This window comes from uncultured Microbacterium sp. (assembly GCF_964244775.1).
GTDB lineage: Bacteria > Actinomycetota > Actinomycetes > Actinomycetales > Microbacteriaceae > Microbacterium.
In genome coordinates, this window is record NZ_CAXTJR010000002.1 from 59,753 (window position 1) to 82,003 (window position 22,251).

General features: G+C 65.7%; 17 protein-coding genes. 13 read left to right on the top strand and 4 right to left on the bottom strand.

All coding sequences use genetic code 11. From position 1 onward, the window contains the following. Window positions 1-11: 11 nt before the first annotated feature. The 8 genes from ACFE6Z_RS05535 (at window position 12) to ACFE6Z_RS05570 (ending at window position 9,247) form a co-directional block, all read left to right on the top strand. Window positions 12-578 carry a PH domain-containing protein gene (locus ACFE6Z_RS05535; RefSeq protein WP_375384715.1) on the top strand — a complete coding sequence of 189 codons (567 nt, stop codon included), beginning with the start codon at window positions 12-14 and terminating at the stop codon, window positions 576-578. A 286-nt stretch (window positions 579-864) separates the two neighbouring features. Then, window positions 865-2,001, top strand: a complete 1,137-nt coding sequence (locus ACFE6Z_RS05540) for a 5-(carboxyamino)imidazole ribonucleotide synthase (protein WP_375384716.1) — start codon at window positions 865-867, stop codon at window positions 1,999-2,001. A 243-nt stretch (window positions 2,002-2,244) separates the two neighbouring features. Beyond that, entirely contained in the window at window positions 2,245-2,712 is a 468-nt protein-coding gene (gene purE / locus ACFE6Z_RS05545) for a 5-(carboxyamino)imidazole ribonucleotide mutase (protein WP_375384992.1), read from the top strand. After that, window positions 2,709-4,148: an LCP family protein gene (locus ACFE6Z_RS05550; RefSeq protein WP_375384717.1), complete on the top strand. Its 1,440-nt coding sequence runs from the start codon at window positions 2,709-2,711 to the stop codon at window positions 4,146-4,148. Before purE ends, ACFE6Z_RS05550 begins: the two co-directional genes overlap by 4 nt. A gap of 5 nt (window positions 4,149-4,153) precedes the next feature. Next, a complete protein-coding gene (locus ACFE6Z_RS05555) occupies window positions 4,154-5,272 on the top strand; it encodes a glycosyltransferase (protein ID WP_375384718.1) in 1,119 nt (372 codons plus the stop codon). A 19-nt stretch (window positions 5,273-5,291) separates the two neighbouring features. Continuing rightward, window positions 5,292-6,224 (top strand): glycosyltransferase family 2 protein, encoded by a 933-nt coding sequence (locus tag ACFE6Z_RS05560; RefSeq protein WP_375384719.1) that lies wholly within the window; start codon window positions 5,292-5,294, stop codon window positions 6,222-6,224. Between the two features lie 66 nt (window positions 6,225-6,290). After that, entirely contained in the window at window positions 6,291-6,827 is a 537-nt protein-coding gene (locus ACFE6Z_RS05565; protein WP_375384720.1) for a hypothetical protein, read from the top strand. A gap of 179 nt (window positions 6,828-7,006) precedes the next feature. Beyond that, on the top strand, window positions 7,007-9,247 hold the full coding sequence (locus ACFE6Z_RS05570; protein WP_375384721.1) for a hypothetical protein: 2,241 nt from the start codon (window positions 7,007-7,009) through the stop codon (window positions 9,245-9,247). A gap of 6 nt (window positions 9,248-9,253) precedes the next feature. Here the strand turns inward: ACFE6Z_RS05570 and rfbD are convergent, their stop codons facing one another. Together rfbD and rfbB are read right to left on the bottom strand one after the other, a co-directional pair. Continuing rightward, the gene (rfbD, locus tag ACFE6Z_RS05575) at window positions 9,254-10,678 is read right to left on the bottom strand and encodes a dTDP-4-dehydrorhamnose reductase (RefSeq protein ID WP_375384722.1); all 1,425 of its coding nucleotides are present in this window, start codon (window positions 10,676-10,678) and stop codon (window positions 9,254-9,256) included. Between the two features lies 1 nt (window position 10,679). After that, complete coding sequence (gene rfbB / locus ACFE6Z_RS05580) at window positions 10,680-11,678, bottom strand: dTDP-glucose 4,6-dehydratase (RefSeq protein ID WP_375384723.1); 999 nt, start codon at window positions 11,676-11,678, stop codon at window positions 10,680-10,682. A gap of 67 nt (window positions 11,679-11,745) precedes the next feature. Here rfbB and rfbA point away from each other — a divergent pair, with 67 nt between their 5' ends. The 5 genes from rfbA to ACFE6Z_RS05605 all read left to right on the top strand — a co-directional run bounded on the left by rfbA (window position 11,746) and on the right by ACFE6Z_RS05605 (window position 18,601). After that, window positions 11,746-12,627, top strand: a complete 882-nt coding sequence (rfbA, locus tag ACFE6Z_RS05585) for a glucose-1-phosphate thymidylyltransferase RfbA (RefSeq protein ID WP_375384724.1) — start codon at window positions 11,746-11,748, stop codon at window positions 12,625-12,627. Next, window positions 12,624-14,522 (top strand): rhamnan synthesis F family protein, encoded by a 1,899-nt coding sequence (locus ACFE6Z_RS05590; protein WP_375384725.1) that lies wholly within the window; start codon window positions 12,624-12,626, stop codon window positions 14,520-14,522. The genes rfbA and ACFE6Z_RS05590 overlap by 4 nt, the downstream gene beginning before the upstream one ends. A gap of 146 nt (window positions 14,523-14,668) precedes the next feature. Then, window positions 14,669-16,444, top strand: a complete 1,776-nt coding sequence (locus tag ACFE6Z_RS05595) for a rhamnan synthesis F family protein (RefSeq protein ID WP_375384726.1) — start codon at window positions 14,669-14,671, stop codon at window positions 16,442-16,444. A 118-nt stretch (window positions 16,445-16,562) separates the two neighbouring features. Continuing rightward, window positions 16,563-17,408, top strand: coding sequence for an ABC transporter permease (locus tag ACFE6Z_RS05600; protein WP_375384727.1), 846 nt, complete (start codon window positions 16,563-16,565; stop codon window positions 17,406-17,408). 5 nt (window positions 17,409-17,413) lie between these two features. Then, window positions 17,414-18,601, top strand: coding sequence for an ABC transporter ATP-binding protein (locus ACFE6Z_RS05605; RefSeq protein WP_375384993.1), 1,188 nt, complete (start codon window positions 17,414-17,416; stop codon window positions 18,599-18,601). Here ACFE6Z_RS05605 and ACFE6Z_RS05610 read toward each other — a convergent pair. Both ACFE6Z_RS05610 and ACFE6Z_RS05615 read right to left on the bottom strand, forming a co-directional pair. After that, window positions 18,589-20,730: a glycosyltransferase gene (locus tag ACFE6Z_RS05610; RefSeq protein ID WP_375384728.1), complete on the bottom strand. Its 2,142-nt coding sequence runs from the start codon at window positions 20,728-20,730 to the stop codon at window positions 18,589-18,591. The genes ACFE6Z_RS05605 and ACFE6Z_RS05610 overlap by 13 nt on opposite strands. Continuing rightward, window positions 20,711-22,201 carry a DUF2142 domain-containing protein gene (locus ACFE6Z_RS05615; protein ID WP_375384729.1) on the bottom strand — a complete coding sequence of 497 codons (1,491 nt, stop codon included), beginning with the start codon at window positions 22,199-22,201 and terminating at the stop codon, window positions 20,711-20,713. The genes ACFE6Z_RS05610 and ACFE6Z_RS05615 overlap by 20 nt, the downstream gene beginning before the upstream one ends. Window positions 22,202-22,251 lie beyond the last annotated feature (50 nt).

The window sequence follows — 22,251 nt, forward strand, 5'->3', positions numbered from 1 at the left end:
AGAATGGTGGGGTGACGCAGCCTACGACCTACGGAGGGCGTCCCGCCATGCCCGGGCCGGGTGCGCCCACGCCCGAGCTGCGCATCGCGCGGTTCCGCACGCACGCGCGCCGGCTGGCGTGGTCGGCGCTCGTGCTGATCGCGGTGGCCGCCGCCGTCGGATTCTTCCTCGGCAACCTCCCCGCACCTTTCGAAGACTGGATGCTGCTGACCGCCGCTGGCGTGGTCGTCGTTCTCGCGGTCGTGCTGCCGTTCCTGCTGTGGTGGGGGCACACCTTCACCGTCACGACGCGACGCGTGATGGAGCGCTCGGGCCTGTTCGGTCAGCGCCGTCGCGAGTTGTCGCATGTGCGCGGGTACACGATCGGCGTGCGGCGCGGCATCCTGCAGCGGATGTGGGGGGCCGGCACGCTGACGCTCTCGAACGGGATCGAGGCGCCGATGGTGCTCGCGAACATCCCGAGCGTCGAGCTCGTGCACGAAGCGCTGGTCGATCAGGTCGAGGTCAACCAGATCCTCGCGCATCGCGACGCCCAGGCGCTCCCCGGCATCCCGCCGATGCCGCCGCTTCCTGCCTGAGCCGGTCCTTCCCCTCTGACCGCTTCCCGGAGTGCACCCTCGATCGTCGGGGTGCACCCTCGGTCGTCGCAATGCACCCTCGGCCGTCGCAATGCACCCTCGATCCTCGGAATGCACCCTCGATGCTCGGAGTGCACCCTCGGTCGTCGCAATGCACCCTCGGTCGTCGGAATGCACCCTCGATTCCCGCAGTGCACCCTCGGTTCTCGCAATGCACCCTCAACCGTCGCAATGCACCCTCGAGACGCGGGTGCGCGAAGATGGGGGAGTCGGAAGGGGCACCAGCATGGTCTTGCGCGTCGGAGTCGTCGGAGGCGGTCAACTCGCCCGCATGATGATCGCGCCCGCTGTCGAGCTCGGCATCGAGCTGCGGGTGCTCGCCGAAGAGCCCGGCATGTCAGCATCCCTCGCCGCGACCGCGGTCGGCGACTACCACCACGCCGACGTGGTGCTCGCGTTCGCCCGCGAGGTCGACGTGATCACGTTCGACCACGAGCACGTCCCGCAGGACGTGCTGGCCGCGCTCGTCGAAGCCGGCGTCGCCGTCCACCCCGGCCCGCACGCGCTGCGGTTCGCCCAGGACAAGCTCGAGATGCGGGCGCGGCTCGCAGAACTCGGGATGCCGCAGCCAGACTGGGCGGCCGTCTCCGATGCCGGCGAGCTCGACGACTTCCTCGCGGCCCACGGCGGTCGCGGGATCGTGAAGACCCCGCGCGGCGGATATGACGGCAAGGGCGTGCGCGTGGTGAACTCGGGCGTCGAGGCCGACGACTGGTTCGCCGCGCTCGCCGAAGACGCCCGCGGCGGATCGCTGCTCGCCGAAGAGCTCGTCGAGTTCTCGCGCGAACTCGCGCAGCAGGTCGCCCGGCGGCCGTCGGGGCAGACGCGCGCGTATCCATTGGTCGAAACGGTCCAGCGCGGCGGCGTGTGCGCGGAGGTGCTCGCACCTGCCCCGCACGCGACCGACCGTCTCGTCGAGGTGGCCGCTGAGCTCGGCATCGCGATCGCGAACGGTCTGGATGTCGTCGGGATGCTGGCCGTCGAGCTCTTCCAGACGATCGATGACCGCATCCTCGTCAATGAACTGGCGATGCGCCCGCACAACAGCGGGCATTGGACACAGGACGGCGCGACCACCAGCCAGTTCGAGCAGCACCTGCGCGCGGTGCTCGATCTGCCGCTCGGCGACACCGCCCCGACGCAGCCGTGGTCGGTGATGGTGAACATCCTCGGCGGCCCGGCCGAGGGAGCGCTCGAGGAGCGGTTCGCCCCGGCGATGGTTGATCAGCCCAGCGCGAAGATCCACACGTACGGCAAGGCGCCGCGCCCGGGCCGAAAGGTAGGGCATGTCACCGTCGCCGGCCACGACCTCGACGACGTGGCGTACCGCGCTCGCGCCGCGGCGGCGTTCTTCACCGACTGATCCCCGCAATGCACCCTCGGTTCTCGCAATGCACCCTCGGCGAGGGTGCATTGCGACGGTTGAGGGTGCATTGCGACGGTTGAGGGTGCATTGCGACGGTCGAGGGTGCATTGCGGGGGTGCAGGACGGGCCGCGCCGTTGCGGGCTTCTTCCAGGGTCGCGCCCTAGCCTTGACGGGTGACTGCGCCCGCCCAAGGAAATGTGCCCCTGCACTCCTCCGACGCGCCCCTGGTCGGTGTCGTGATGGGCTCCGACTCCGATTGGCGCGTCATGAGCGATGCGTCGCAGCTGCTCACCGACTTCGGTATCGCCCACGAGGTCGAGGTCGTCTCGGCCCACCGCACGCCTGACAAGCTCATCCGTTACGGCCGCGAAGCACGGGGGCGCGGCATCCGCGTGATCATCGCCGGAGCAGGCGGCGCAGCGCACCTGCCCGGCATGCTCGCGTCCGTCACGGCGCTGCCGGTGATCGGCGTCCCCGTGCCGCTCGCCACGCTCGACGGTCTCGACTCGCTCCTCAGCATCGTCCAGATGCCGGCCGGCATCCCGGTCGCGACGGTCTCGATCGGCGGCGCGAAGAACGCGGGACTCCTCGCCGCACGAATTCTCGGTACCTCGGATGCTGCGCTCGGCGACCGCGTCGAAGCCTATGCCCGCGAGCTCGAGGCGCAGGTCGACGAGAAGAACCGCAGTCTGAAGGAGTCGCTGTGAGTGTCGTCAGCCCTCCCCGACAACGCCCGAACACCCCAGCGCCCCTGCTCGAGACCCGCCCGCTCCGTCGCCCCGACAGCTCGTCGCCTCAGGTGATGACGCGCCGGGCGTGGTGGCTCGTCGGTATGAACTTCCTCATCCCGGGTTCGGCGCAGATCCTCGCCGGCAACCGCCGCCTCGGCCGCTTCGGGCTCGCATCGACGCTCGTCATGTGGACGCTGGTCGTCCTCACGGTGCTGTGCGGCATCCTGTGGCAACAGGTGTTCCTTACGATCGCCACCAACTGGTTCGCGCTCCTGGTCGCCCAAGGCCTTTTCCTTGCGTACGCCGTCCTGTGGGTCGTGCTCACGGTCGACACCCTCAGGCTCGTCCGGCTCGTCAAGACCAAGCCCGCCGCGCGCTTCGGCGTCGCCGTGGTCGCGATCGCAGGCCTCGTGCTCGCGAGCGGCGGCGCGGTCTACGCCTCGCAGGTCGCCGGCACCACGCGTGACACACTCGGTGCGATCTTCGGCGTGAGCGCGCCGTCGGTGCCGCCCTCCGACGGCTACTACAACATCCTGCTGCTCGGCGGCGACAGCGGCGAGGGCCGCGACTCGATGCGCTTCGACAGCATCTCGGTCGTCTCGGTCAACGCCGTGACGGGCGCGACGACGATCACCGGCATCCCGCGTGACATGCCGGACTTCCCCTTCGCACCCGGCCCGATGCAGGACAAATACCCCGACGGCCACACCGGCTATGCCGATGACACGTGCGGGTGGGGGAGCGGCATCAACCAGCTGCGCACCGAGGTCGAGGTGTGCCAGGACGGCAACACGCTCTACCCTGACGCGGTCGCCAATGGTTCGGAGCCAGGCATCGAGGCCACGAAGGATGCCGCGGAAGGCATTCTCGGCATCCAGATCCCGTATTACGTTCTCGTCGACATGCACGGCTTCGCCGCCCTCGTAGACTCGCTCGGCGGCGTCGACATCACCGTCACCGAACGGCTGCCCGAGGGCTGGGGGCCGACGTACGACGGCGAACCGGCCGAAGACTGGGCGATCGGCTGGATCGAAGAGGGCACGCAGCACATGAACGGCGACACCGCGCAGTGGTACGCCCGATCGCGATACACCACGAGCGACTTCGACCGCATGGGGCGCCAGCGCGAGCTGCAGCAGGCGATCCTCGCGCAGTTCACCCCGCAGGCGGTGCTCACCCGGTTCCAAGATCTCGCGTCCGCGAGCACCAACCTGCTCCAGACCGATCTGCCGCAGTCGCTCCTACCCACGCTTGTCGAGCTGGCCATGAAGGCGAAGTCACAGCCGGTGACACCGATCGAACTCACCCCCGCGGGCGGAATCGACGAGTACAACCCCGACTTCGCCTACATCCAGCAGCTCATCCAGACCACCCTGCACCCGCCGACCGCGACGCCGGCGAGCGGCGGCTGACGCGAATGACGGCGACACTGAGGGTCGTGCTCGACCAGCTGGCCGCACCGACCGAACCGCACCTGGCAGACGCGACCCGCGAGCTGACGCACGCCCTGATCCTCGCGGCTCCCCGCGGTTGCGAGGTCGCGGGCATCGTCCCTGCGCTGGGGCAGGGAGCGCGGGATGCTGTCGCCGACGCCCTCCCCGGACTCGCCGATCTGCACGCCATGCCGCTCGCGCGCCGTGAGCTGGCGGGTTCGTGGCAGCTGGGCGTCGCGCCCGGTGTGGGTGGCGGGATGATCCATTCGCCCTCGCTGTTCGCCCCGCTCGTGCGGCACGACCGCGTGCACGACAACGATCAGACCGTCGTGACGGTGTGGGACCTCCGCCCCTGGGAGGCGCCGGACGAACTGCCCCGGACGACCGTCGCGTGGCACAAGGCGATGCTCAAGCGGGCCAAGAAGCACGCCGACGCCATCGTGGTGCCGACGCATGCGATGGCCGAGAGACTCAGCGATCTCGGTCGGGTGGGTGATCGCGTCCGCGTGATCTCGGGTGCGGCTCCCGTCGGCTTCGCCGTTCCTCGCGACGAGATCGGCCGCCGCCGCGAGCTGGGGCTCCCGGAAGGATTCGTGCTGCTCTCGGGCGGCGCGGCCGCCTCCGATGCCCTGTCGGACGGCTTCGAAGCGGTAGCCGCTGCCGGACTCGACATGCCCGTCGTGATCGTGGATGCACCCGAAGGCGAAGAGCCTGCGATCGTCGAGTTGGCGTCTGCAGGCGGCATCCCGGAGCGTCTCGTGCACGTGCGTGGAGCGCTCTCTGCGACGGAGCGAGGCGCGGTGTTCGGCGCCGCGGTCGCCCTGGTCGCCCCTTCGCGCCGCTCTGCTTTTCCATGGCGGGTCGTCGAGGCGCTCGCACTCGGGGTGCCGGTGGTCGCGTCCGATTCGCCGGTGCACACCGACGTTCTACTCGACGGCGGCGCCCTCGCCGCCGACGTCACCGCGCTGGGCGAGGGGCTGGCGCGCGCTCTCGGCTCTGCCACGGAGGTGGAGCGGATGTCGGTGCTCGCCGCCGACCGTGGGCGCGCGTTCTCGTGGCGCGACGCGGCCGACCGGGTGTGGCAGCTGCACGCGGACCTTTAGGGCCTTCTAGGCTGTTGTCATGCCCGCGCGCGTAGGAATCGTCGTTCGTACGGTCGACAGACCCGAGTTCCTCACTCGTGCCCTCGCAGACGTCGACGGTCAATCCCTGAACGACTGGCACGTCGTTGTGGTCGACGACGGGACCGATCGTGCGCGGGTGGATGAGGTCGTCGCCGCATCCGCGATAGCTGATCGCGTCACGGTGATCGGCGCACGAGAGCCCGGTGGGCGGTGCGCCGCTGCCAACAGCGGAGTTGAGTCCCTCGACACCGAGTTCATCGTCGTCCACGATGACGATGACTTGTGGGATGCCGAATTCCTCACGCGCACCGTTGGCTGGCTCGACGAGCATCCGACCGATGTCGGCGTCGGCGTCGCCACAGCCATCGTCTATGAAGAGCGGACGGACGGCGCCTGGGTGGAGACCTCCCGCGTTCCGTTCTGGGCAGACCTTGACGCGTTGCGGTTCACCGACCTCCTCGAGGTCAACCGGGCGGTCCCCATCTCCCTGCTCTACCGTCGCAGCATCCACGAGACAGTTGGGTTCTACGACGAGACGCTGGATGCCGTCGAGGACTGGGAGTTCTACCTGCGTGTGCTCGCCGTCGCGACTCTGGGGTTCATCGGCGGCGAACCGCTCGCATTCTGGACGCAGCGACCGGGAGTGACAGGTGCAGATGGCAATAGCATGACGGCGCTCGGTCATCTGCATGACCGAGATGACCTGATAATTCGAGATCGCAAGCTGCGCGAGTGGGTCGCCGTCAACGGGGCGGGACTGCCGCTGTATATCGCCGATCTGGAGCGCCGCATCCGTCGCGATCTGCGACAAGAAATCGAGAATGCCCTCGAGCGACAGCGTGCGGATATCCGTGCGGATATCGATTCGCACCAGCCCGTATGGTCCCGGCTCAGGCGTCTCCGCCGGAGGCTAGGTCGCTCGACACGGTGACATCCCCACTACCGCCCGGCGTGGGAGGGCTCGGTCGCTCGTGCGCGCCGTCACAATGATTGCGTGATGCGCACTCGTGAAGGCACGCCGGTCCGGCCGATCAACGCTCGTTTGTGGTTCGCCGGGTTGGCGGCGGTAGGCCTCCTAACCCTCGCGGCATGCGCTACGCCGTTGGGTGGCTCTACGTCGCAGACCGGCGGAGCCGAAAGCGCTGAGCCATCGCCGAGCCTGACCTCGCCGACTCCGACGGCCTCGCCGACTCCCACGGCCTCGCCGACTACCACGGTCACCCCCACCGAGACCTCGGCGCCCTACAACGGCGATGTGCTGATCGTCACGGCCGAGGTGATCGGGCAGGAAGTGCAGGTGACCGCAATGGTGCCCGGGATCAGCGAGCCGGATGGGACCTGCACGCTTGAGCTCATCGACTCCGGATCGTCCGCCCAGGTTTTGGGTACGGCCGGCAACGGGGTGACCTACTGCGGCGTCATGTCGTCGTCGCCCGACGCTCAGAGCGCTGGCGACGTGCGGTTCCGTGTCCGGTACGAGTCGGGATCGACCCATGCCGAGTCGGCCATCTCGACGGTCGAGCTGGGGCGGTGATTGGGTCGCGCGGCGTCCGATCCTGGGTCGCCGTCCTCGCGGCGTGCATCTGTGCCGCCGCTCTCATGGTGGGGCTTCCCGCTACGGTGACACCCGCGCCGTCCGCTGCGGCGGCCGACGCATCTGACTGGAACCCCGGCAACATCATCGACGATGAGGTGTTCTACAATTCCAATGCCATGGACTCTGCCGCTGTCCAGGCCTTCTTGGACGGGCAGGTGAAGATCTGCCGCGCGGGATACACATGTCTGAAGGACTACCGGCAGAACACTGACGATCGTCCCGTCGACCGCTACTGCGATGGATACAGTGGGCGAGCAAATGAGAGCGCCGCCACAATCATCGACAGGGTGGCTCGATCGTGCGGGATCAGTCAGCAGGTGATCCTCGTCCTGCTCCAGAAGGAGCAGTCGCTCGTCTCGTCGACCGCGCCGTCCTCAGACGAGTACTCCGCTGCGGCTGGCCAGGGTTGTCCCGATACGGCGCCGTGCGACCCGTCCACAGCGGGTTTCTTCTACCAGGTGTACTACGCCGCACGGCAGTATGAGATCTACCGGCTGAACCCGACGTGGTGGGGTTACCAAGCCGGGCGGTGGAACAACATCCTCTACTCGCCCTATGCCGACCGGAACTGCGGAACGGCGCGCGTGTTCATAGAGAATCAGGCCACGGCGGGGTTGTACATATACACCCCCTACACGCCAAACGCGGCCGCGCTGAACGACATGTACGGGGAGGGCGATAGATGCTCGGCGCACGGAAATCGCAACTTCTGGCGCCTCTTCACAGATTGGTTTGGCTCGACCCATGCGCCACGCAACCCATACGGTCCGTTTGGTGCCGTTGATGCTGTTATCGCGGTACCTGGTGGTTTCCAGGTCTCAGGATGGGCCGCGGACCCTGAAACGGCAGATCCAATCCCCGTCCACGTGTATGTCGACGGGGTCGGACACGCCACCACCGCCGACGCGTACCGACCGGACATCGCGGCGGCATATCCGGCACTCGGCGGTACACACGGATTCTCTCTCTTCGTTCCCGCCACCTCGATCGGAGTGAACGCGGTCTGCGTCTACGGCATTAACTTCGGCGCGGGCGGCAACTCGCAGCTGGATTGCTCGCGTGTAACGGCGATGGCGGGTTCGCCTGTCGGCGTCTTCGAAGCCGCGACCCCGGTGGACGGGGGGATTTCGGCAGCCGGCTGGGCGCTTGATCCGGATTCGACTTCGCCGATCGACGTCCACGTCTACGTCGACGGTGTCGGCACCATCGTCACCTCCGACCTCGCGCGTCCCGATGTGGCGAATGCCAGCCCGGGGTATGGACCGACCCATGGTTTCACCCGCACGGTGCCCGCCGCCGCTGGGTCTCATATGGTGTGCGTGTACGGAATCAATGTCGGGCTCGGCGCGAACGTCCAGCTGGGTTGTCGGGCCGTCGTCGTAGCGGCTGTGATCGACGGGGGTCGGGTTCCGATCGGCGCTCTCGACGCCGTCACGGCGAACGGAGCCGTGGTCACCGCGAGTGGATGGGCGATCGATCCCGACACGGCCCTGCCTATCCGAGTGCGCGTGGAGGCCTCGGGATCGACGACGACCTCGACGGCCGATGCGACCCGCAGCGACGTAGGAGCCGCCTATCCGGCCTACGGCACGGCGCACGGGTTCTCGACCCGAGTGTCGCTGATGGCCGGCACCCACCAAGTGTGCGTGTACGCGATCAACTCGGGCGTCGGTGGCGACACTTCGCTCGGGTGTCGCACGATCACGATTCCGATTCCCGAGTTGGGGACTGCTCCCATCGGAGTGATCGATGCCGTGGCCGTCAGCGGCCTGACGGCCACGGTGAGCGGATGGGCGCTGGACACCGACACGACTGCGGCGCTCTCCATTCACATCTACGTGGGCAGCCAGAGCGCTGCTTACGCGGCAGACAAGTCCCGCCCTGACGTGGGCAGCGTGTACCCCCTGCAAGGCCAGAATCACGGCTTCTCGGAGTCTGTCATCGTGCCGGCGGGGACCTCCTCCGTGTGTGTCTACGCGATCAACAATGCCGCGGGTGGCAACACTCTCCTGGGGTGCCGAACGATCGATGTTCCCGATCATTCCCGACCACCGATCGGGAACATCGAATTCGTCGGCGGAACGGCGGGGGCGATCGGCGTGAGTGGCTGGGCTTTGGACCCGGATACGGCGTCGTCCATTGACGTCCACGTGTATGTCGACGGTGTGGGCCGGTCCGTTCGCGCGGATGGATCACGCCCGGACGTTGCGGCAGCTTACCCCGGCTCGGGCGCCCTGCACGGATTCACGGTCGCCATCGCGGCATCGCGTGGGACGCACACCGTATGCGTCTATCCAATCAATGACGTGCCCGGCGCGAACACCCTGCTCGGCTGCCGGAGCGCTACGGTTCCATGAGTGAACTCAACGAGTGAGATACTCGGCGAGCGACTGCTGGCTGTCAGCTGGTTCGAAACCCGACTGCTCCACGCGTGTGAGGTCGAGCACGCTGTTGGAGGGTCGCGGTGCGATCGGACCCGTCGCCGACGCGAAGTATTCCGCCGTGGTTACGCCTGTCACACGAGCCGGATCGTGGCCTGTGAGGCGGAAGACCTCACGCGCCACATCCGCCCATGACATGGCCACACCGGAGCCGGTCAGGTTGTAGGTGCCGAACGCGGGGCGCGTGCTCAGAAGATGACGAATACCGCGGGCAAGGTCCCGCGTGAAGGTCAGTCGACCGACCTGATCCTCCACCACTTGCGGGTCGATGCCGCGCTCAGCGAGGGAGGCCATTGTGCGAATGAAGTTCTTGCCCTCGCCGATCACCCACGATGTGCGCACGTTGTAGTGGAGCGGGGCGACAGCGGCCGCCGCCTCCCCTGCCGCCTTCGTCTGCCCGTACACGCCGACCGGGCAGACTGGATCGTCTTCGCGGTAGGGGCGGTCGAGGGTTCCATCGAAGACATAATCGCTGGACACGTGCACCAGTGTGATGCCATGCTCCGCAGCGATGCGTGCGAGGACCGCCACGCCTGCGGCGTTGGCAGCCCATGCCGCGCGCCGACCCTTGGGTGACTCGGCGGCATCGACCGCCGTGTAAGCGGCGGCGTTGATTATGACTTCGTAGTCACGCCACCTGCGTGCAGATAGCAGATTCGGCGAAGTGAGATCGAGGTCGTCGCGCGTCGCGTACTCGACGTGGGATGCCGCGGAGAATTCCGCGCGCAACGACCGACCCAGCTGACCATCCGCACCGAGCACGAGAAATTTCCGCTGCGCGATCGGTTCAACCTCAGTGAGGCGAGGATGCGCCCTGTCCTTTGCGGAGACCTCGGCATCCGCGAGTGGAATGGGCCAATCGATGGCGACCGTCTCATCGCCTAGGTTGAGGAACGAGTAGGCGGCGTTCGGCGACCAGTGATCGTTCACGAGATAGGTGTAAGCGGTGTCCGGTTCGAGGGTCTGGTAGGAGTTGCCCACGCCTCGAGGCACAAATATCGCGCGCGAAGGATCGAGCTCTGCGGTGTAGACGGCCCCGAAGGTAGGCCCCTCGCGCAGATCCACCCACGCGCCGAAGATGCGGCCGGTCGCGACCGACACCCACTTGTCCCATGGCTCGGCGTGGATGCCACGTGTCGTTCCGATGGCATCGTTGAACGAGATGTTGTTCTGAACCGGATGGAAGTCCGGGACGCCGAGCGCGGTCATCTTCTCGCGTTGCCAGTTCTCTTTGAACCAGCCCCTCGCATCACCGTGCACGGCTAGCTCCATCACAACAAGACCCGGGATGACGGTACCCACTAGGGATGGCGCTTTGCCGAACTCCCAGGAGCTCGGATCGGTCATGTTACTGCCCCTTCGACGCGTAAAAGGCCTCGGTCGAATCTTTCGACGGGGACCACCACTCCTCGTTATTCCGGTACCAGTCGATGGTCGCGGCCAGACCCCTGTCGAAGTCGCCGTACGACGGCGACCATCCGAGTTGCGTACGCAGCTTCGTGGAGTCGATGGCATACCGAAGATCGTGACCTGCCCGATCGGTCACATGGTCGTACGCGTCGCGCGGCTGCCCCATCTTCTCGAGAATGATCTCGACGACCTCTTTGTTATTCTTCTCTCCGTCTGCGCCGATGAGATAGGTCTCGCCGATCGTGCCTCGCTGCAGGATCGCGAGCACGGCGGATGAGTGATCCTCGGCATGGATCCAGTCCCGGACGTTCTCGCCCCTTCCATATAGCTTTGGTCGGATGCCGCGGAGCACATTCGTGATCTGGCGAGGGATGAACTTCTCGATGTGCTGATACGGACCGTAATTGTTCGAGCAGTTGGAGATCGTTGCTTGCAGGTCGAACGAGCGCACCCAGGCGCGTACGAGAAGGTCGCTTCCCGCTTTTGTGGAGGAATATGGCGACGAGGGATTGTAGGGTGTCGTCTCGGTGAAGCGCTGCGGATCATCGAGCTCAAGGTCGCCGTATACCTCGTCTGTGGAAATGTGGTGGTACCTGCGCCCGTGGCGGCGAGCAGCCTCCAGCAGGGTGTAGGTGCCGATGATGTTCGTGTCGAGGAAGGGCCGGGGGTCATTTAGAGAGTTGTCGTTGTGCGATTCGGCTGCGTAGTGCACGACCGCGTCGGAGTGCTGCACCAGTTCGTCGATGACCGCGGCATCGACGATGTCTCCGCGTACGAACGCCACGCGCTCGTCCGGCAGGCCCGCCAGTGATTCTCGATTACCGGCGTAGGTCAGCTTGTCGACCACTGTTACGTGCATATCCGTGTGCGCAATGACGTGATGAACGAAATTCGACCCGATGAAACCCGCTCCGCCAGTGACGAGGAGTCTGTACATGCATCCAGGGTATCGGAGCGCAGAGAGGCATTTTGGCGACCACCGCCGATTGAGCAAGACTAGGAGAATGCGCGGCATTATTCTCGCGGGCGGCACGGGATCACGCCTGCATCCCATCACGCTCGGCGTCTCTAAGCAGCTCGTGCCGGTCTATGACAAGCCGATGATCTACTACCCGCTGTCGACGCTGATCCTGGCCGGCATCCGCGACATCCTCATCATCACCGCGCCGCACGACGCCGACCAGTTTCAGCGCCTTCTCGGCGACGGATCGCAGTTCGGGGTGTCGATCACCTATGTTTCCCAGCCGTCACCCGACGGCCTCGCCCAGGCATTCGTCCTCGGCGAGGAGCATATCGGCTCAGATTCGGTAGCGCTCGTGCTGGGCGACAACATTTTTTACGGCCAGGGCATGGGCACCCGTCTGCGGCAGTACAGCGACATCGACGGCGGCGTCGTCTTCGGCTATTGGGTTGACGACCCCAGTTCATACGGTGTCGTCGAGTTCGATGATGCCGGAAGGGTCGTCTCATTTGAGGAGAAGCCGACCATTCCCAAGAGCAACTACGCGGTGCCGGGGCTCTACTTCTACGACAACGACGTGATCGAGATCGCGAAGAATCTCAAGCCTTCGCCACGAGGGGAGCTCGAGATTACCGACGTCAACAAGGAGTACCTGAGTCGCGGCAGCCTTCGGGTCGAGATTTTGCCGCGCGGAACGGCGTGGCTGGACACCGGAACTTTCGACTCTCTTAGCGAGGCTACGGAGTTCATCAGAACTGTCGAGCGACGACAGGGCCTGTCGATCGGGTGCCCGGAAGAGGTCGCGTGGCGCATGGGCTTTCTCAGCGATGAAGACCTTCGCTCCCGCGCGGCGGCTCTCGCCAAGAGTGGCTACGGGGCCTACCTGTTGAAAGCGCTGGCGCAGGGGCTCGGCGCCTCGCAATGAGCGCGCCAGAACTACGGCCGGCATCCTTCCCGGCCGACGGCAGTCGCCTCGTCGTCTACGCCATGGATGACCGACGTGGCGGCGTAGAGGATTTCGTACTGTATGCATTGAAGGCGTTGCGGCCCTTCGCCGACCGCATTCTCGTGGTCGCGGTCGGGGACCTGACGGCTACCGCGCGCCAGGCGATCGAAACGACCGCCGACGAAGTGATCGTCGCGCGCGGTGGCAATCCCGGAATCTGGGCACACCGCGAAGCGCTCGCGCACGTGGGATCCGCTGTCACCGAATACGACGAGGTCCTCCTCACCGGGGACGGCTGGTTCGGCCCTGTGCACTCTCTTGGCCCTGTCTTCGAGACAATGGAGCGACGCTCTCTGGATCTGTGGGGGATAACGGACCGGCGAGATCGGTGGGACGACGACACGCCGAGGGACGGAGTTGTCAGTCTGAGTCCATACTGGCTGGCGGCGCGGAGCCGCCTCGTTCGATCGCAGGAGTGGGCGCACTACTGGCGCACGCTGCCGCCGCGTCGCCCGGCAGGATGGAGCGCGGAGCGGATGGAACTGGATCTGACCGCGCACTTCTTGGCGCGAGGCTTTCGGAGCGGCAGTGCTTTTCCTGAGGTGGACTATCCTTCCGATCACCCCGACATGTTCAACATCGAGCTGCTGATTGCCGATGGGTGCCCGGCCGTGGTGCGTAACGCCTTCGACAACTACCCGCTGTTCCTCGATCAGCACGCCGTGATCGGTCGCCGGATCGCTCGGGTGATGGGCGAGGCAGGATTCCCCCTCGAGCTTCTGTGGCGCACTCTCTCGCGCACGGTCGCTCCGAAGACGCTGAACACGTCGGCGGCCATGCTCGAGGTGCTCCCCGACTATCCCCGTATACCGTCGCGCACAGATCGTCGCATCCTGGTGGTGACGCACATCGCCCGAAACGAGGGCGTCACCGAATTGTTCCGCCGGATCCGCTCGATCCCGGGTCGGCTGAGTGTAGTTGCGACGGTCGCGGAGAGCGACTGGACGGATGACATCCGAGTGTGCTGGCAGCAATCCGGTGACGAGGACGAGTCGGTCACGTTCGAGGTTCGGACCGCAGCGGGACGTCATGGCCCCGACAGCGTCACCGTGTTCGCTGAGTGCCGGGACCTTCTGGAATCCGGACAATACGAGCTGGTAGTCGCCGTGCACACGGGCGTACCCGACGGCGTCGTCCGAAACACGCAACACTATTTCCGGAAGCAGCAGATCGAGAACCTGCTCCACACCCCGGGGTATATCGCCAACCTCCTCGGGCTGTTCGACCTCGAGCCTGGACTCGGCTTGGTCTTCCCGCCGACGCCGCACATCGGCATGTCCACGCTCGGGGCGGGCTGGGGGGATTTCCGGCCTGTCGCCGAGAAGCTCACGAAGCAGCTCGGAGTCGAAGTGCCGCTCGACTGGGCCTCACCCCACGGCCCCGTCGGCGGGATGTGGATCGGACGCCCTGACGCGGTCGCACCACTCGCGACGCTCGAGTGGCCACCGGATGATCTCGGCCGCACCGCCGCCCATTCCCGATTGCACGCATATGTGGCGGGCGAAAGAGGGTATCACACGCGCACGGTCGCGACCGCCGAGCATGCGGGACTCAGCCACTCATCGCTCGAATACACTCTCGATCATATGTCGATGACGATGTATGGGTACCCCGCAGGCTACACAGCGTTGCTCCACCGTGCGGGGCCTTTCGGCTCGGGGCGAGCGGCCGACTTCGCGCGGATGTACCTCGGCCTCCACCGTCCGCGCGTGCTGCGGGTCTTCGCACCCGTCAGGGGGCTGAGCAGGCGTCTGCGAAACGCCGTGCGCACGCTCAAGCGGCTTTCCGGTCCTCCTGCGGGAGCACAAGGATGACCATCGAACCTGGGCCCTCGTCCGCCTTGCCAGAGGTATCGCGACGTCTCGTCGTTTACGTGGTGTACGACCGCCGCGGCGACGTAGATGACTACATCCCGGTCGCGCTCGATCGATTGCGCGAGCACGCGGATTACATCCTCGTCGTGGTCAACGGACTGCTCACGGACGAAGGGCGCCGACGGCTGGATGCCTCCGCGGACGAGGTGCTCGTCAGAGAGAACGCTGGATTCGACATATGGGCGCACAAGGCTGCCCTGACCCACATGGGGGAGAGGATCGCGGAGTTCGACGAGTTAGTTCTCACCAACGACACTTGGTTCGGTCCGGTGCGACCGTTTGGCCCTGTGATTTCGGACATGGACGCGCGCGGTGTCGATTTCTGGGGACTCACCGACCACCCGAGCGTCCCGCAGGAAAGTTCGTGGACGGGCGCACCGATTCCCTACCATCTGCAGTCCTTTTGGATAGCGGTACGCAGACGGATGTTCCTCTCATCGCAGTGGGCGGCGTACTGGCGTGATCTTCCTGTCATCGCGAGTTGGACGGACGCGGTGATCAAGCACGAGGTCGAATTCACGGCACACTTCGCCCGCGAGGGCTTCACCCATGCTGCGGCGTTCGGTCACGAGCGCTACGACTCCGAGAACCCGTCCGTTTTCAATGCAGACGAGATGCTGGAGGACGGCTCTCCCGTGATAAAGCGCAAGGCGCTCTTCTTCTGGCCGCCCTCAATGGACCACTATGCGGCGGTCGGCAGGTGGACGCTCGCAAACGCCGAGCGCTTTGGCTATCCGCGTGAGCTCATGCTTCCAAATCTCGCGAAGAACTCGCCCCCCAGGGACCTCTCGACTGACCTCGGGATGCTGGAGATCTTGTCAGACGTGGACGAGTCATACGACGTCGATCGCCCGTTGCGCATCCTCGTCATTGCGCACGTGTTCTACGTTGACATGGCGCAGGAGCTACTGGAACGCAGTGACTTCGTACCGGGGCCCTACCGGCTCGTGGTGACGACACCGGACGCAGACCGGGCAGAGCGGATCGAGCAGATCATAGCCGCCCACCCTCGTCCTGGCCGAGAAGCGGAAGTGCGGGTGCTGCCGTCCAACGATGGTCGCGATCAGAGTGCTTTCCTCATCGCGTGTCGTGATCTTCTCCTGGGAGACGAATTCGACGTCGTAGTGAAGGTCCATTCCAAGAAGACTCCGCAGCAGGGCTATGCCGTTGGCCAGCACTTCAAAGAGCAGCAGCTGGACAACATCCTCCCCAACGCGGGGTATGTCGCGAATCTGCTCGCGCTGTTCCAAAAGGAGAAGGGCATCGGACTCGCGTATCCGCCGATGATCCATATCGGTCATGGCACTCTGGGTCATGCCTGGTGGGGTAACCGCCCTCGATTCGAGGTCGTCGCCCGCCAGCTCGGGATACGGATTCCCATCGACGGGGTGTCACCGCTTGCGCCCTACGGTTCTATGTATGTAGCGCGTCCGGCGGCACTTCGTCTCCTGGTGGAACATCCGTGGCGTTATGCGGAATTTGGCGGGTCGGACGCATACAAGGACGGGGGGCTGGCTCATGTCCTCGAGCGCATGCCTTCGTATGTCGCGGCCGAGCGCGGATTCCACACCCGGACAGTACTGTCGGCCGAGTATGCGGCACTCAGCCACACCTCCCTCGAATTCAAGATGGACGAGATGTCCGCGACGATCCCGGGCTCGCCCCGGGAGAAGATCGCGTTGCTGCATCGTGCAGGATGGATGGGCACTGGACGCGCCGCCGACTTCTTCTGGATGTACGTCCGCTATAACCACCCGGGTCGTGTGGCGCGGCTGGAGCGCATGCGCGACCTCATCACGTCACCCCGACTGTTGGCGAGACGAGCGAAGGGCGCGCTTCGCGGCGGATGGCGACGCGGCTGAATCGCAGTGTGCTGCAGATAGTATCGTTCCTTCCGACAGACACGGGTGAAGCATGGAGACAGCGGCGAGGTACGCGCGCATAGCGGCGCTTCCGTTCGCGACCGTAGATTCTCGGGGCATGAAGGTATCCGCTGCGGGAGGAAAGCTGCACGAACTCTTCTCCCGTCGCGATCTGCTTCTGTTGCTCGTCCGTAGAGATCTGCAGGCGCGCTATCGCGACAGCTTCCTAGGATTCCTCTGGACGGTCATCCGGCCCCTGATCCAGTTTCTGATGTACTTCATCGTCCTGGGCCAGTTCCTCCGGGCGGCCGAGGGTATCCCCGAGTTCGCGATCTACCTGTTCTCCGGTCTGACGCTGTATTCCTTCTTCAACGACATGGTCGCGGGATCGACCGGCTCCATCCTGACGAACGGCGGACTGGTCAAGAAGATCTACCTACCGCGGGAAATCTTCCCGCTGGCGAGCATCGGCGGGGCCGGATTCATGTTCCTCGTACAGCTGGGAGTTCTCGTCCTCGCGGCGCTGATCTTCCGAGCTCTGCCGGCGCCAGTGGAGATGTTGTGGTTCTTCCCGTCACTCGCGCTCATTCTGCTCTATGGGGTCGCGGTCGGCCTCCTCCTGTCGGCCGTGAACGTTTACCTTCGCGATATCCAGTACCTCACCGAGGTCGTCTTGATGCTCGCGATGTGGGCGTCGCCGATCGTGTACTCGTGGACGATGGTGAGCGACGTCATCAGCAGGTTGGGCCTGCCTTCCTGGTTCATGGAGCTGTATCTCGCGAATCCTCTCACGATCGCGGTACTCGGCTTTCACAAGGCCTTCTGGGGCGCGGGGACAGCATCGGATTACCCCGCGGGGCTCGGGTGGCGCATGGTAGCGGCGGGCCTCGTCGGCGCCGTGCTGCTCTGGGTGGCCCACAGGGTGTTCACGCGCCTCCAGGGCAATTTCGCGCAGGAGCTGTGAGCGAGATGGCAGCGGTGGGGCCAGAGATCGTCGTGCTAGATCGCGTACGCAAGAGGTTCCGCGTGCGCCGCGACAACAATCTCAAAGACCGCATCGTGCACTTCGGGCGGCACGGAAAGGCGCATCGTGAGGACTTCGTGGCGGTGGACGACGTTTCCCTCTCAATCAGGGCCGGTACGACGGTGGGCCTTCTCGGGGCCAATGGATCGGGAAAGAGCACCCTTCTGAAGCTCATTGGCGGCATCTTGTCGCCCTCGGCAGGCACTGTGCGCACCCGCGGCCGGATGGCCGCGCTGCTCGAGCTCGGGGCCGGCTTCCACCCGGATCTGAGTGGGAGGGAGAACATTTACCTCAATGCCTCGATCCTTGGACTGACCCGTGTTGAGATCGACCAGCGATTCGACGACATCGTGGAGTTCTCCGGCATTCGGGACTTTATTGACACCGCCGTGAAGTTCTACTCCTCAGGGATGTACGTTCGACTCGCTTTCTCGGTCGCGATCCACACCGATCCCGACATCCTGCTCGTCGATGAGGTCCTCGCCGTTGGCGATGAGGCATTCCAGCGTAAATGCATGGACCGGATCGCTCAGTTCCGGGCTGCGGGGTGCACCATCATCCTGGTGAGTCACTCGGCGCAGCAGGTCGCCGAGCTCTGCGACCGTGGGATCGTGCTGCGTGACGGCGCCGTCGTGTACGACGGGGCGACCGACGGGGCGATCGGTGTGCTTCGCGATGTGTTGCAAGGTCGGTCCGACGTCGACCTCGCCGATCAGTCCCATGCGCCGATCCGGGTCGACTCGGTCGAACTGCTGGACGCATCCGGAACGAGCAGGAATCAGTTTCGTACGGGTGAGACGGTCATCGTACGCCTGCACCTCGCGTCGTCACACCGGGTCGAGAGGTGGGCAGCGGGTTTCAGCATCAATACCCCCATGGGGCATCTAGAGTTCGCTTCGAACACCGATCTCATCGGCCACAGACTCGATCCCATCTCGGGCGAGCGTGAGCTCGACTTTCGCGTCGCCGATCTCCACCTCGGCGCCGGTCACTTCCACGTGCACGCGAACGCGGTGAGCGCGAGTGAGCCGGGCGACCACGGGATCTCTCACGGTGCGACCTTCACGGTCGTGACAGACTTTCCCACTCTGGGGACGGCCACGGCGGACGTAACCGTCGATCAGCCGTCCTGACGCTCGTCGAGCGCGAGCACGATGTCGACGAGCGTGCGTGCGCGGGCGTCAAAGGAATGATCCGCGCGTACCCGCGCTGCAATGGCTGCGAGCGTGTTGTCGTCGGGAAAGCGAGCATCAAGGTCGGCACCGAGAAGCTCGAGAAGCTCCGGGACGGTGCGATATGTCAGCACGGCATCACCGAACACCTCCGCGATTCCGTCGACATCATCGCTGACGGCGCGACCGCCCGCCGCAACGACGTCGTAAAGCCGGTTCGACACGAATCCTTCCGCTCGCATAGCTGGCCAGTGATCATTGAGCACCGCGAGCGCGGATTCGTAGAGTTCGGGAAGGTCGCGGTTCGGTACGCCCGATGCCCGGATCGCGGTCGCGGGGATGTATCCGCGCCAGTCGGGGCCATACACGTCGACGGGCATGCCGGCGCGGATCGGCTCGACGACCGACGGACGAGCGATTCCTCGGGCGGTGCCGACGAAGACGAGGCGATCGCCCCGGGCGGCACCCGTAGGGTGGAAACGAGTGGTGTCTGTGCACTGGAGCAGGGGAGCGACTTCTCGTCCGAACCGCACAGTCGCGGCCTCGGACCATGACTGCGAGGCAGCTAGCACGGCGTCGAAGCCGCCGATCTCCGAGGCGGTGACCTGGTCGGGGTGGCTGATGATCCACACGAGGGATCGCGCCCCTGGCTGCGGCTCGAACGGTTCAGGCCCTCGGAGGGCGAGGATCACGTCGTCGAGATAGGAGCTCGGTCGATTCCGTGCGGAATACGAATCGATGACCACTTCCTGGCCGAGCCGGCGCAGCGCATCTGCCACGCCGCGCGCGAAGTGAGTGTCGCCCCATGCCTCGCCCGGTCGCCCTGCAGGCGCGACGATCTTGATGGCCCAGCGCCGCGCTGGGGGCGCGCCGGCCACGTCGACCCGCGAGAACAGCGGCCCGTCGTCCGTCCACGCTCTCACCTGCAGCCCTGCAGGGGCGAGGATGCCATCGATGTCGTCGTCCGGCCAGTCGGAAACCCCACCCAAAGGTGATCGGGGGGCCCGCACGATCGCATCGATCACAGTGACACCGGGCGACCTCCGAGCGCCGGCAGGGCGCACGAAGGTGTCTCCGGCTGCGCCTGCCGTCACGATGGGGCCAGCCAGCCGGAGCGCGTCTTCGACCGGATGCCCCGCGAGCAACCCGAAGGCGCGACCCTCGTGAGAAACTAGGCCTGCCGCAGTTACACTCCCGTCTAGGTCCAGCCACAGTGGTGCAGCGGTAGAGGCCACGGCTGCACGGGCCACCGCGCGCAGCTCTTCAGCGGAGATCTCAGCGTCACGGCCTCTCACCGTGATAAGGCACCCGATCGGAAGAACGGACTCCACTCGGTCTGCGACATCCGGGGCGTCTCTGATTACCGAGGTCCCGTCGAGCCAGAGCTCCAACAGCAGCGCATCCGCCCATTCGCCCGCGTCTGTGTCGGCCAGTGCTAGCAGCGTGCGATGGCCCTCACCCGTAGCGAGCGCGACGGCGAGCCGGATCGCGCTCGCCGCGTCGGGCTCCCGGAGTCCGATCCGACAGATGGCGACGGAGGTGGCGCCGACGAGGGCGGGAACCGAGGGGACCCTGGCGCGCCGCGTCAGTCCGCCTGCCAGATGACGATGCACCTCTCTCCAGCGTATGGACCGCCGTCTAGGTCCGAATCCAAGTTCGATTTCGACGCCGTCGCGCGCGGCGCGCCAGGCGTGTCCGAGGGGGCCGCCGCGTGCGGCAAGCGATTCGGGGTGATGAGTGGCATACCACGGGGCATCCCAACTTGTACTCGTGTGCACGGTGCGCACGTCGTTCACGAGGTAGGCGTAGAGAGCGGGCACGCGATCTGCTTCGGACAGCTGCGAGGCGACGAGCCGTTCGAGGAAGAGCGGATTCAGCCCGAGTCCGCGACGATGCCCACCTCGGACATACGCGCGTATCGCCGCACTTGCACTGCGATGCCCTGTCTGCAGGCCGACGAAGTCCAGGTCGACGATGTCTGCCCTTCGGATGATCTCGGCCCACCACAGGCGATCAATCGCTGCGATCAGCGATCCCACGAGAAAGGACCTCCGGGCGCGACGCCAGAGTTCACGCAGACGTCGTTTCACGTTCTGAGTCTAGGAGGGGACGCCGACGGTGCAGCACGAGTGCCAGAAGAACGAATGCCGCGGCGAATGATACCGATCCTACAATCCACACCACACCCGGATGCGGGAACCCGGTCCACCACCACTCTGCTCGGGCACCCGGATTGACGGCTGGGTCATCCACACCCGTGGTGTAGCGCCGGATGTCCACGTGTAGGGCCACCACAAAGGCCACTGTGAGTGCAACGCCACCGGCCACGATGCGCGGCCCGCGCCACAGGTTGTCCATGCCGGGCGCAGCGGAGGCGACTCCCAGGAAGATGATGATCAGCGGAAGGATGTAGCGCGGCTGGACCTGTGTACCGATCACGGCCCGCGACTGCACCAGGAGGACGAAGGGCACGAGGTACATCGCGACGAGCGCGATGCCGAAGGCGATGCCCCGCCGCACGGACAGTCTCCTGATGCCGAGGAACACCGCGCCAGCGGCCACGGCCATTGACAGCGTGGACACCACGGCGGGCATATAGGTGTCGAGCCAGCCCAGCCCCCAGCCGCCCAATGCCCCGGCGAGGAGGGCGGGGACGTTGAGGAAGTTGCTGATGTGCTGGTCGATCGTCAGCGGCGGGTTGTCCGGAGCCAGTCCGGTTACAACGGCTCCGCTCTGGCTTGCTGACAGGTACAGTCCGATCGACACGATGACGACCGCGATGGCGGCGACAGCCGGGGCGAGAAGCGATCGACCCAATCGGGCGCCCAGCACAGCGGCGATCAGCACCGCCAGCACGGCGTACGCCGCGGCATCCGCCCGCGATCCAGCCCCCAGGATCGCCCCGAAGACGGCGAGCCCGGCGAGCGCCCACCGTCTTCGTCCAGTTGTGATCGCCGCCCCGTACAGGCAGATCCAGACCGTGGCAGCGGAGATGTATGCCCACGACGATGGATTGGTCGAGGCGACGACAGACAAACCCAGGGGCACGGCAGACCCGATCGAGGAGACGATCAGCGCCGGGCGCAATCGACGGGGCAGCGCAAAGAATACCGCGGAGAGCAGGCCGACGGCGATCGTGGAGTTGACGATGCGCATCACAATGACGGATACCTGCACGTCGTCGCCGACGAACAACGACATCGTCCCGTAGAAGAGCGGGGGATACAGGCCGAGGTTCACCCTCGAGGTCTCGGCTGTTCCTGGCCTACCCGGATTCCAACACGAGCCGCTGACGTCGGGTTTGAACGCGAAGCACGGCGCATCCGTTAGCGGCGCGGGCACCAGTCTAGTGTCGGGGTCACCGGTCGCCTCGCAGAGCCCGGGACGTTCACCGAGCCCGCACCATATCGAAGGGAGGTGGAAGTCGTCATCGGGAGAGCTACCCACCGGAGTGGCGAAGGCCCACGCTACCAGGCTGATAAGGAGCAGCACCGGAATCGTGATCGCCACGATCAGGGATCGCCTGCGTGTCTGGGGGGATGCCTCGATAGCGGTCGTCACCGTTGCATCGTAGTCGGCTCGCATCCGCGATTTCGGGCGCCGCGACAGCC